The sequence below is a fragment of the Vibrio sp. T20 genome (genome assembly GCF_007858795.1).
Classification (GTDB): Bacteria; Pseudomonadota; Gammaproteobacteria; order Enterobacterales; family Vibrionaceae; genus Vibrio; species Vibrio satsumensis.
On the sequence record NZ_VFEB01000087.1, the window covers coordinates 256,493 to 268,930 of the forward strand.

Consider the following 12,438-nt stretch of genomic DNA (forward strand, 5'->3'; position numbering starts at 1 on the left):
TACATTATTGCGAATAAGAACAAATATCATTTATATTTGCAATATATATTTTTTGATCTATATTTGCCTAGCAATATGCAACACCACTAATGACATAAGAATCAATAAAAACAATAAGATAGAAAAATTCTCTTTCTTTTAACCCCGAAAGAGAGCACTTGAAAGCGAGTTGTGAGCAGGCGACAACAACGTTTTAAAATTAGGAAAGCCCCATGAAATCTACGATTATTATCGTAAGTCACGTCGTGAATGATGCAGTCACTCACGGCTTCGTACCTACCGCAAAGGCGATGGGTCTTCACGTCGTTTTGATCACAGATCACAAGCTCAACCACCTGAAATTGAGCAGTGATGATGAGCGCTTTAATCCCGATGAAATTTTAGAATGCGATGTCTTCAACCCTCTTGAACTCATCGAAATCATCACCGAGAAAAATCTAGCGCCTAATGCTGTTTTCAGTAATAGCGACCACCTACAAACTTCCACTGCAATCTGTGCACAGTTCTTTGGTTTACCCGCTAAAGATTGGAACGTGACGATTAAGGCGAAAAACAAATACTTAACTCGTCAGGTTCTCAACGAAAAATCGTTACCTAATACTCGAAGTGTTTTGTTAAGTCGAGAGAGCGCTTCTATATTCGATTTCGATTTTCCTGTCGTTGCGAAGCCCAAGGAAGGCGTGGCTAGTTTAGACGTGCAGCGCTGCGATTCTGCGGCTGAGCTGGATAACTATTGCGATGCGTTTTGGCAAAAGTACCCTACTACTCCCATTTTAGTTGAGGCGTTTTTACAAGGTCCGCTTATCACTGTCGAAACCATCGGCGACGGGGAAAATTTGATCGCACTTGGTGGGTTCGATGTAGAACTCTCTGCGCCACCTTACTTCATCGAAACAGCGGCGAGTTGGAATGGTATTAACAGCGTGCACTACCGTGATGAATGTATACGTCAGCTTCAAGAGTTCGGGGTGGGGTTTGGTGTCTGTCATAGCGAGTTCATTATCACAGATTCGGGGCCGGTACTGGTCGAGATCAACTATCGAAGTATTGGTGATGGCCGGGAATTTTTGCTTGATAACCTCAGTGGCGGGAATTGGTTCAATACCATCTTAAATCTTCACTTGGGTCACAAGCTTGACCCTACATTTCGTATTGATGGCAGTGCCCATGTGCACTATGTAGTGGCCAAACAAAGCGGTTTAATTGAAGGCTCATCAGCCTCTTTCATTCACCAAGAGGGCGATATTGTCATTCAGCAGCAAGTGCTTAAAAAGGTTGGTGAGACGTTCCAACAAAGTTATTCCAACAAGGATTACTTAGCGAGAATTTCGGTCGTTTCCCCTTCTGGTCAAACTCTAGAACCCGCACTACAACAGACAATCTCTCGCTTCAATCTAACATCAAAAAACGAGGTAACAGCATGAATGAAAACGCGTTATACCTCACTCAACGCTTAGTCGATACTTGCTTACGTGAAGATTTGTTCGGATTAGTTTCTCAAAGCCGATTTGAATCTCAGCTCCCGAGTTCACTCAAGTTATCTTCTTATCCTCGTAATCAAATTTGGGCTATTTTTGCGGGTTCAGACTTTACACTCTACTTGCCCGTTACTCCGAGCTATTACATGCAGCGTTGGGTATACGGCCAAACAGATAGTTCGAAAGGTGATGGTTGGCTCATCGAGAGAAATGGTGTCGTTGAAGCACAGCTGCACTATCAAGATTGGATCGAATTATTGAAAGCAGGTGCTCACGAAAGCTCGCATTCGTTATTAGATGGTTATTTACAAGAACTCGAATGCGCAGAAAAACACAAGGAATTGTGTGATAGCGCCTTCAGTCAGCAATCCGAATCACTCATGCTGCCGATTTCTCAACTAGAGCGTTGGGAGCAAAAGCTATTGCGTGCCGATCAAATCGCATCCTATCTTGACCACCCTTACTACCCGACAGCACGTGCTAAGTTCGGTTTAAGCGATCACGATCTAGAACAATTTGCGCCAGAATTTGCACAAAGCTTTGAACTTCGTTGGCTCGCAATCGAAAAGTCACTGGTTACATTGACCAGTCCACCACCTGAATGTTGGCCAACGATGGAGCAAGTGGGTCTGCCCGCCGACTTTGCTCTTAGCCATGAGTTATTCCCCGCACATCCATTGACACTAAGGAGTCTTGATGGACTTCCTGACGGTGTTATCAAAGCTCCGGTTACATACCTAGAGGTGACTCCAACTTTATCAGTACGTACTGTGGTCGTGAATCAAGCACCACAGATCCACATCAAGGTGCCGCTGATCATGCGGTCTTTAGGTACTAAAAACATTCGCCTAATTAAACCATCCACACTTTATGATGGGCATTGGTTTGAACGTTTATTGACGCACTTAGAACAAACAGATCAAGACTTACACGGCACGCTTTTCCATTGTAATGAGAAACATGGCGGCCATATTGGAGACGATAAGACCTTTGCTTATATTGTGCGTGAATACCCGCGGAGCTACTTCCAAGACAAAGCACTGGTGCCTGTGGCTGCCCTTGCTAGTCCAATGCCTGATGGACGTTTGTTCTTGGAACATCTCGCCGAGCAGTATTATCAGCAAGATACGCTGACTTGGTTTAAAGATTACGTTGATCTGCTATGCAAAGTGCACCTTACATTGTGGGTTCGTTACGGTATCGCTTTGGAGTCTAACCAACAGAACGCCATCATCGCATTCGATGAGCAAGGTAAGATGACCTTAGCCATGAAAGACAACGATGCAGCGCGTATTTGGCCAGAGCGTTTCCAAACGTTTGAGCAACAATCGCCCGTAAAATGCGATCATCTTTTAGATCAACGCATCACAGTAGACAGCGAGCTTGCTCTTGGTCAGATGTTTACCACCATTACTTTGCAGTTAGACATTGCCGCGATTGTGGAAGCAATGGCGACGAAAGGAATCGCCACGTCAGCTTATCTGTATGAGATGGTCGCCAATAGCCTCTCACAACAGCTTAGCCAGTTGGACAAACAAGGACACAACACCAAGCTCGCAAACGAGATGTTGTTTGAATCACCCAACCTATACGCTAAGTATCTATTGAGCTCGGGGAGCTTGTTGTCTAAAGAGGCATCTGGCGCAAGCGATATCAATAAATTTTATGGCTTGTCAGCACCGAACTTTTTATGGCTAACCAGCGAAGAAGCACAACACGCTTACCTTGAAAACATCAAGCAGAGCGTGAGTTAACCCATCATGACCAAACTCATCTATTGCGTGCTTTTAAGCCACTTTATCGCCGCGTTTGCAGCCTTAGGAATGCCGCTGTTTTTGCCGATGGTATTGCCAACACTGGATGCAAACATTACTTCGGATTGGGCGGGGGTACTGTTTATTTTGCCGACCTTTTGCACTGCCGTTGCGGCGCGCTTTTGGGGTCAGTTTGCTGATAAATATGGCAGACGTCGATCTCTATTGCGTGCTCAACTCGGGCTTGCAGCAGGCTTCGCGCTGTGTGGCTTAGCCGATAACCTCGCAATGTTTGTGTTTGGTCTTATCATTCAAGGAACCTTTGGTGGCACCATGGCCGCCTCAAACAGCTACTTATCCAGTCAAATCAACGATGCGAAAGCACTCGGTAAGTCACTCAATAAAACTCAGCTTTCTGCCCGTCTGGCGCTAATTATTGCTCCGATTGGGCTTGGCTGGAGTTTATCGGAAACAAACCCGCTGAACGCGTATCTGTGGCTGTCCGCTTTGCCGCTATTCGCGCTAGTGATCACCTTAACATTACCCATTGATGACTTAGCGAAATCTAAGGGGATTGTAAAAGATCAGGCATCGGATAAAGCTCAATGCAGCCAAGTCAATTCGTTAAATACGCTTTATTGGGTGTTTGGCGCGCAGTTCAGTTTTGCTTTCGCCATGGTCGTCACGTTCCCTTATTTCTCACCTTATGTGCAGCAATATGGCGTGACAAGCCAAGCGTGGATTGGATTTTTGTATGCCCTCCCACATGGTGTTTATCTCGTCTTTGCAGGGAAAGTTCATCTGTTCTCAGAACGGATTGATCGCCACCAGCTTGAACGCAATCAAGCGCAGCGTACTTTATGGCTGGGCTTTAGTTTGCTTTCACTCAGTGCCGCAATGCATCTCACTCCTTATCAAGAAGTGTTGATTATTGCTCGTATTGTTTTCGGACTTGGCATGGTTTGCTGTTATCACGGCTTGCATCAAGCGTTAGCAAACCAAATTGATCGACGACAAAGCGGCAGAGTATTTTCGCGCTTTGACGCTATGTCTAAATGGGGTGGCGTTGCGGCTGGGTTGAGCGCGTCTTTCATATCAAGCCAGGGCTGGCTTGAGGTTCCTTTCATACTTTCTATGTTGGTCAGTGGCATTACAGCTATCGCGCTGATCATCCATTCAAAATTTGGACATCAACATGTTACAGACTCAATTATCTCCAAGTGAATATTCCGCTGAAGACCAAGTTCTTCAAAATCGTAAAAAAGTACTGCTAAACCGAGAAAAAGCCCAACTCAATACCATCATGGGTGTAGTGAACTGTTACTTACGTGAATACGCAATACCCAATGAACAGGTTGATTGGTGCTACAGTTCTGCCTCTCTGCCTCAAACTTTGAAAAGAAACTACAACGCTCACCAACGCGTGGCCATTCACCTACCTCACCAAGATCAACCTCAGAAAAATGGTCTGATGGTTTTACCCGTTGAGTACACCAGTAAACTGGGGAAAGTGAAGCTCAGTGATACACCTTGGGCTAAAATGCCCGGTGCAGCTTGGTGCAAATTGGACGCAACTCAAACCCTGACGCTTCTACTCAGTTACCTAAAAGAAATGTTGACGATTCCATTCAATCACGAGTTGGTCGAGCAAATGGAAAACAGTTTGTTGATTACCGAGCAGTTCCTAAACTCAGACAACTCACCTCAGCATCACAATGCGTTTATCGCATCAGAGCAATCGTTACTTTGGGGACATACTTTTCATCCAACGCCAAAGAGTCGTTCAGGTGTCAGTATCGATGATCTGCTAGCGTGTTCCCCTGAGGTTGGCGCTAAGGTTCCCCTGTATTGGTTTAAAGTCGACACCGCGTTGCTCGACGTCTTAAGTTCAGATAACCGAACCTCACCAACGACCATGCTTGAACAACTTGCACCTGATGAAAACAATTCAGCAGGTACTATTCTTTACCCTTGTCACCCTTGGGAAAGTTACACACTTTTGCAAAACCCAGTGGTCAAAACGGCCATTGAACAAGGAAAAATCATCCCGCTTGGATTAGGTGGTGAGAAACTCTTACCCACCTCATCCGTGCGCACTCTGTATCACCCAGACATGGATTGGTTTGCTAAGTTCTCTATCAATGTACGTTTAACCAACTGTGTACGTAAGAACGCATGGTATGAGCTCGATAGTGCCGTTCAATTAACCTCGATTCTGCACCCAATCAAAGAGGGTGAGCAGTTACGTAACCCTGTCTTCAAGGTAATGACAGAGCCTTACGCAACCACATTGAATCTAGAATCTGTGGCTGAACAAGAACATGCTGATGTTATTAAGGCTCGAGAGTCATTTGGCATTTTATATAGAGAGAATTTCACTTTAAGCGAAACCGATATTTTGCAGCCAACGTTAGCGGGTGCGCTCTTTGCTTACGACACAGACGGGAACAGTTGCATCGCCACTCAACTCAAACACAAAGCGCAAACAACACAAAGCCAATATGAAAATGTCGCCACACTGTGGTTTGAGCGCTATCTGCATTGTTTGATTCCAGGCGTTTTTAACTACTACTTCAAGCATGGAGTTGCATTTGAACCTCATTTACAAAATACGTTGATTGGATTTGAAAAAGACATGCCATGTTGTGTATGGATTCGAGACTTAGAAGGCACCAAGCTGCTACCCGAGTTTTGGCCATCAGAGACTCTTCAGCAACTTTCAGAGCGTGCTCGTCAATCGGTGTACTACAGCCGTGAGCAAGGTTGGAACCGTATCGGCTATTGCACCTTCATTAACAATATCAGTGAGGCGATTTTCTTTATCGCTGAGGGGGACTCAGCACTTGAAAATACGTTATGGGGAACTTTAAAAGACGCAATCATCCGTTGGCAGTCGATCAATGGTCAGCAACCCGAACTAATGGCATTGCTTAACGATGGTCATTTCCCTAGCAAAAACAACTTCACAACACGTTTGATGAAAAATGCCGATAAAGAGTCTGGGTACACCCAAGTAGCAGCACCTTGGCCGACTCATAAAAGAGGAGCTCACCATGCTTAATTCGTCTCAACTTCCTGAGAACATCCACCAAGAAATACACCAATTGGCCAAGCAACAAACTCAACCATTATGTGCTTATCTTTATGATCTCGATGCATTGGAGCAGCACATTAAGCAGATGCGCCATGTATTGCCAAAAAACGTAGAGCTATTTTACGCCTCGAAAGCGAACCCTTCAGCGCCAATACTGCGTACTTTAGCCCCTTATGTTGATGGTTTCGAAGCGGCATCAGGCGGAGAGCTTACACACCTCCACCAACAACAACTCAATAAACCACTGATCTTTGGTGGCCCAGGGAAAATGCCAAGTGAACTAGAGCAAGCAATTGAACTCGATGTTGATGCGATTCATGTAGAGAGCCTCACTGAGTTACAACGCATTGGTGCTTTAACTCGGAGATTGAATCGACCTGCTTCGATCTTCTTGCGTATGAACATAGACATTGGTGACATCACACTTAGCAAGTTAGCCATGGGCGGAAAACCCACTCCGTTTGGGCTCGATGAGGGTGAACTCAATAACGCCTTGATGTATCTGCGCGACTTTCCCTTGATAAAGTTAAAAGGCTTCCACTTCCACTTAATGTCGCATCAACTTGAAGTCGATCGCCACCTCGCCTTGATGCAACGCTATTTCCAAGTCGTCAAAGAGTGGCAAAAGACATTCTCACTCGATGAGCTGATCATCAACCTTGGTGGCGGTATGGGAATCAATTACCAAAACCCGAAGCAACACTTTCCTTGGATAGAGTTCTGCGACAAATTGGAGTTCTTGATTGCTAAAGAACATCTGCAAGACTGGAAGCTACGTTTTGAATGTGGCCGCTATATCTCAGCACCGTGCGGCTATTACGTGATGGAGGTACTGGATATCAAGCAAAACCTTGGTGAGAACTTCGTGATTGCTCGTGGTGGAACACATCATTTCCGTACGCCAGCTGCACAAAACCATGACCACCCTTTTGCTATCGTGAAAAGTAATCAACAACCCACCATTTCACATCCGATAAACCATGCTAAAGCCACGTTGGTTGGACAGCTTTGTACTCCAAAAGATGTTCTGGCACGAAAGCAACATATCGAGCAAATCGATATCAGTGACTATGTGGTGTTCACCCTAGCAGGCGCTTATGCTTGGAACATCTCGCATCAAAACTTCTTAATGCATGAACCTCCGGTGTTTCATTATTTCTAAGCACTCCGCCATGCTCTATGGTTTCTAACTGACGGGTTGAGTTGAAACTCCGTGGAGCTAGCTAAGACCACAAAATAAAAAAGGCGTTAGCAAACTCAGGTCTGCTAACGCCTTTCTTATGTTTATCGCAGCCCTTTTACCAAACAACTACAGACTCAAACATCAAAGACTAGTATTTGATGGCTGTTTTACCAATCGAGGCACTGCTTTCAATACGTTGGTGTGCATCTTTAATTGTATCCACACTAAAGCCATCTAGGGTCGTGGTTAGCGTCGATTTAATTCGACCAGCATCAATCAGATTCGCAGCTTGGAATAAGATGTCTTGCTGCTTCTGGATATCGTCGGTGTTAAACAGTGAACGCGTGAACATCAGCTCCCAAATAAAGCCCGCTGATTTGCCTTGCAGCGCTGATAAGTCAATGCCACCGTCAAATTCAACAATCGAACTGATCATACCTTGTGGTGCGATCAACTCAACCATCGCATCCCAGTGCCCTTTTGTATCAGCAACATTGAAGATGTAGTCGACATGTTGAATGCCCTGCTCTCGCACTGACTCGACAAGGTTACGGTGGTTCACCACATAATCCGCTCCCATATCCCTTACCCACTGTTCCGTTTCAGGTCTTGAAGCTGTTGCGATAACTTTTAGGTTGGTCAGCTGCTTAGCCAGTTGAATAGTGATCGAACCTACACCACCCGCTCCACCAATGATCAGAATAGACTTTTTCTCTTCTGGACGAACACGTAGGCGGTCAAACAATGCTTCCCATGCAGTCAGTGTTGCTAGTGGCATCACTGCTGCAGCTTCATCTGAAAGGCTCTTAGGCGCTTTAGCGGCAATACGGTAGTCCACAGCTTGGTATTCTGCGTTAGCACCCATACGTGTTACGTCACCCGCATAGTACACACGGCCACCGACTTCGAAGCCTTCAACGTCAGCACCTTTGCCAACAACTTCGCCGACTGCGTCATAGCCCAGCACTTTTGGTTGTTCGAGTGTTTTGTCTTTGGCATTACGAATACGAATTTTTGCGTCAGCAGGGTTGATAGAAGTCGCACTCACTTTTACCAACAAGTCATTCTCTTTTATTTCCGGTAGGCTCGTTTCAAATTCAAATAGGCTTTCTTGTTCTGTAATCGCTAGTGACTGAGTAAATCCGATTGCTTTCATTGTTAATGGTAATGACATGATACTTCTCCTTAAATTCGATAATTGAAGCTTAGAGACTTTTCTCTTTAGATAAACAGCCTAATATTTGAATTATTATCAAATAACTTTTGATAATAAGATGTATATGCGCAGGCAAAATACTAAGATTAGTAATTAGAAAATGCCTAATTTATCGGTAACAAAACAACCGATTCAAGGTTCAGAACAAGGAAACGAAATGCTTCTTGAAGACCTACAAGTGATTTTAAAGGTAGCGGAGTTTCGCAGTATCACCGCTGCAGCCACCAACCTTGATATGCGTACTGCCACCGCGAGCGCTGCCGTCAAACGTGTTGAAGCCGCACTGGGCGCTGAGCTGTTTGTAAGAACCACTCGCCATTTAAGGCTCTCTTCAGCAGGTGAGCGTTATTTGCCTGAATGCGAACAAGCCTTGAAATTGTTAGAGCAAGCGAAGCTCAACATGCGCGAGGAACTCGGTATTGTTGACGGTGAAATTCGTATAGCGCTTTCATCGGATCTAGGGCGCAACCTAGTTACACCTTGGCTTGATGAGTTCTTACTTGAATATCCAAAGGCGACGCTTCGTACTAGCATCAGCGATAGCAATATCGATTTCTACCGAGATTCCGTCGATATGGCGCTGCGCTACGGATCCCCGACCGATGCCAACATGTATGGTTTTAAGATATGCGACGTGCCGAGGGTATTGTGTGCGGCTCCTGAATACTTGGCTGAAATGGGAACACCAAAACACCCGAGAGACTTAGCTCAGTACAATGGTTTGCTTTACCAACTCCATGACATGTTGCAAGACGAGTGGATGTTTAACGATGGTACCCAAGATCATAAAGTGAAACTAAAAGGAAATCGCGCTTCGAACGACGCAGACCTTGTAAGACGTTGGTGTATCGCAGGAAAAGGAGTGGCAATAAAATCTTGTCTAGACATGTCACCTCATCTGCTTTCAGGTGAAGTTATTAAAATTATGCCTGAATTTAAGCCGACACCTACCGAGTTGTGGTTAGTGTGTCCAAGTCGCCAATCCATTACCCCGACGGTGCGTCTATTAAGAGATTTATTCAGAGAGAAAACCTCAGAGATCCTTTCACAACTCAATGAGCAAGGCATTATAGAAAACAAAGCATCATAAAGCCTAATGCAGCTTAGAGATAAGAAATAGAGATACAAAAAAGGCGCTAGTGAACTTTTAAGCCACTAACGCCTTTAATCATTTGAACATCACACCATATTGATGGGTATATCGTCTAATACGAGTGCTTAGTTTGACTCGTCTTCAACATCGCAGTCAGCACAGCACTGAAGCGCAATTTCATGTTCAAAGGTGATTGTGTCTTTACCTTCTTCTAGTAGTTCTGCGATTTCATCAGCGACTTCTTTCTCATCATCCGCTTCGATACCGCTTGCTAGCTCTTCTTCTGAATAACCAAAGAAGTTCAGCAGCAAGTATTCGCGTGCTTCTTCTTTCGTACAAACCACGTCTGCTGAAAGATCTGGAGTAACCTCACCTTGTGCGAGTGTCGCCGTCACTTGTGCGATTGCATCATCTTTCATCGCAGGCGTTAACCAACCAAGATCTGTACTTACCGTCGTTTTTTTACAATCGAAGCAAGGCAGTTGGTGAAAGTAGTATTGAAAGGCAGTCATAGGTAATTTCTTCTTTAAGTGTTGTATAGCGAGATTATGCGCGTTTTGTAGCAAATTACTATCTCAATCACAACCTAAGGTTGGTTCGATCTGAATATTTGTACCAAGTACAGAACACCATGATGACGACTGATAAATTTAAGGCTTCGCTCATTTGAGGGATCATCTCATTACGGCGAAGTTTGCGAAGCCTCGCTTGCTCCACGCGACTTAGCTTTGTAATTGTGTAACCAGCAACAAAACAACCCGATGCACAGCCCCCAAAATGCACTGCCGATTCCCAGTAAATTGGTACCAGAAGCAGTGAATAAGAAAGTAAGCAGTGCGGGTTCTCGGTAGTGACTGTCTGCCATTGATACCGCAAGACAATTCATCAAGGTGGGCATCACCGCTAAGCCAGCAACCGCAATGACAATCTCGGAAGGCACTGCGCTAAACAGCGATACAAATGACATCCCCATCACTCCAGCTAACAGATAAAATACGCCCATCGAGATCCCCGCCATATAACGTGTATTTGGATTACTATCCGCATTCGGGCCCATGCAAATAGCTCCCGTAATCGCTGCAAGGTTATACGCAAAGCCACCAAATGGTGCAAAAATCAAACCTGTCACCCCGGTGGTGGTAATGATCTTCGATGAATCAACTTGGTATCCGTTCGCTTTTAGAACCGCAAATCCCGGTAAGTTCTGTGAAGCCATCGTCACTATAAATAATGGAATTCCCACGCTGAACAACGAAAAGAACTCAAAATCGGGCGTGATGAACGCTGGGGTCGTTAATCCCATAGTCACCTGACTAACATCGAGTTTGCCAAACCCCACACACATGACCAGTGCTATGATGAAAATGCTTGGGATTAGTAAATTTCCTAACCGCGCTTTCGCCAAAATAAATACGGCGAGCATGACTGCTACGACTTGTGCCTCTTCCATTAACGACGTAAATAAACCCAAGCCGAATTGTAATAGAATCCCCGCGAGCATCGCAGAGGCAATCGATGTTGGGATCTGTTTTAGGACTTTCTCAAATATTCCCGCCAAACCAACTAACGTAATCAACATCGAACTGAACAAAAACACGGCCACTGCCTGATTCATTGTTAGCCCTTCAAGAGACGTGATTAACAACGCTGCTCCAGGCGTCGACCACGCTGTAACCACCGGCTTCTTGTAGTGAAACGAGAGCAGTATCGTGGTTACGCCCATGCCAATTCCCAACGCCCAAAACCATGACGCCACTTGTTCTTCGGTTGCTCCAGCACTCGTTGCCGCTTGGAAAATGATCGCCGCAGCGCTCGCATAACCAATGAAAACAGCGATAAAGCCGGTACTGACGTGAGAAAATTTTAGCTTAGTCATGTTAATTTCTTCCTTCGTGCGTTATAACGTCCATAGACTGAACTTAGCACTCGTGCGCTATAACGCACAACTAATTTTTGAAAAACTTGTAGAGAAAATATGCAAACAGAAATTAAAGTCGGCGTTAACTTGAAACGCCTTCGCCAAGAAAAAGGCTGGAGCTTAGACAAAACAGCGAAAGCAACAGGCGTGAGTAAAGCAATGTTAGGACAAATTGAACGTGGAGAATCAAGCCCAACAATCGCTAAGCTCTGGCAGATAGCTTCTGGGTTCGAGGTGTCACTTTCGAGCTTTATAGCGGCTAGCCCAAACAGTGAACTGACGAGTTTATTCAGAGATGCAAACGAACTAAGGCATGAGGAATACAACATTGGTTTTTTCGTCAGTTTGTTGTTTCCTTTTGAGGAAGCACTAGGGTTTGAAATATTCGAACTCACCCTAGCACCCGATTACCACCATAAATCCGACCCACATAACGCAGGCGTCACCGAGCACATCTTATGTATTTCAGGAGAGATGGCCGTGATGTTTGATGGTGAGTGGCATACGTTACGAGCAGGGCAAGCCGTTCGCTTTAACGCTAACCAGAAGCACGGATATAAAAACCTCGGTGAAGACAATGCGGTGTTCCATAACGTAATCCACTACCCTGAAAAATAGAGGTTAACCTACACATCCGACCATTTATCTAGTATTAATAACAGTGAAAGGATATGCATCTATAAGAATTAGGGAGCCCATAAT

The 12,438-nt window shown here is 45.0% G+C and carries 10 protein-coding genes; 7 read left to right on the plus strand and 3 right to left on the minus strand.

Annotated features, from left to right (window positions below):
* The first annotated feature begins 212 nt into the window (after positions 1-212).
* From FTW16_RS09530 to FTW16_RS09550, 5 genes are read left to right on the plus strand one after another with little or no spacing between them, the layout of a single operon-like run.
* Entirely contained in the window at positions 213-1,424 is a 1,212-nt protein-coding gene (locus tag FTW16_RS09530; RefSeq protein WP_146490845.1) for an acetyl-CoA carboxylase biotin carboxylase subunit family protein, read from the plus strand.
* Positions 1,421-3,232, plus strand: coding sequence for an IucA/IucC family protein (locus FTW16_RS09535; RefSeq protein WP_146490846.1), 1,812 nt, complete (start codon positions 1,421-1,423; stop codon positions 3,230-3,232). Before FTW16_RS09530 ends, FTW16_RS09535 begins: the two co-directional genes overlap by 4 nt.
* 6 nt (positions 3,233-3,238) lie before the next feature.
* Entirely contained in the window at positions 3,239-4,456 is a 1,218-nt protein-coding gene (locus FTW16_RS09540; protein ID WP_146490847.1) for an MFS transporter, read from the plus strand.
* The gene (locus FTW16_RS09545) at positions 4,428-6,293 is read left to right on the plus strand and encodes an IucA/IucC family protein (RefSeq protein WP_146490848.1); all 1,866 of its coding nucleotides are present in this window, start codon (positions 4,428-4,430) and stop codon (positions 6,291-6,293) included. The genes FTW16_RS09540 and FTW16_RS09545 overlap by 29 nt, the downstream gene beginning before the upstream one ends.
* Positions 6,286-7,488, plus strand: coding sequence for a type III PLP-dependent enzyme (locus FTW16_RS09550; protein ID WP_146490849.1), 1,203 nt, complete (start codon positions 6,286-6,288; stop codon positions 7,486-7,488). The genes FTW16_RS09545 and FTW16_RS09550 overlap by 8 nt, the downstream gene beginning before the upstream one ends.
* Before the next feature lie 169 nt (positions 7,489-7,657).
* On the opposite strand, the gene FTW16_RS09555 is transcribed toward FTW16_RS09550, so the two are convergent.
* The gene (locus FTW16_RS09555) at positions 7,658-8,683 is read right to left on the minus strand and encodes a zinc-binding alcohol dehydrogenase family protein (RefSeq protein WP_146490850.1); all 1,026 of its coding nucleotides are present in this window, start codon (positions 8,681-8,683) and stop codon (positions 7,658-7,660) included.
* A 199-nt stretch (positions 8,684-8,882) separates the two neighbouring features.
* Between FTW16_RS09555 and FTW16_RS09560 the strand changes: the two genes are divergently transcribed.
* The gene (locus FTW16_RS09560) at positions 8,883-9,815 is read left to right on the plus strand and encodes a LysR family transcriptional regulator (protein WP_146490887.1); all 933 of its coding nucleotides are present in this window, start codon (positions 8,883-8,885) and stop codon (positions 9,813-9,815) included.
* Between the two features lie 128 nt (positions 9,816-9,943).
* On the opposite strand, the gene FTW16_RS09565 is transcribed toward FTW16_RS09560, so the two are convergent.
* The gene (locus tag FTW16_RS09565) at positions 9,944-10,330 is read right to left on the minus strand and encodes a hypothetical protein (protein WP_146490851.1); all 387 of its coding nucleotides are present in this window, start codon (positions 10,328-10,330) and stop codon (positions 9,944-9,946) included.
* 170 nt (positions 10,331-10,500) lie between these two features.
* A complete protein-coding gene (locus FTW16_RS09570) occupies positions 10,501-11,694 on the minus strand; it encodes a benzoate/H(+) symporter BenE family transporter (protein WP_146490852.1) in 1,194 nt (397 codons plus the stop codon).
* A gap of 99 nt (positions 11,695-11,793) precedes the next feature.
* Between FTW16_RS09570 and FTW16_RS09575 the strand changes: the two genes are divergently transcribed.
* A complete protein-coding gene (locus FTW16_RS09575) occupies positions 11,794-12,354 on the plus strand; it encodes a helix-turn-helix domain-containing protein (RefSeq protein WP_146490853.1) in 561 nt (186 codons plus the stop codon).
* Positions 12,355-12,438: the final 84 nt, after the last annotated feature.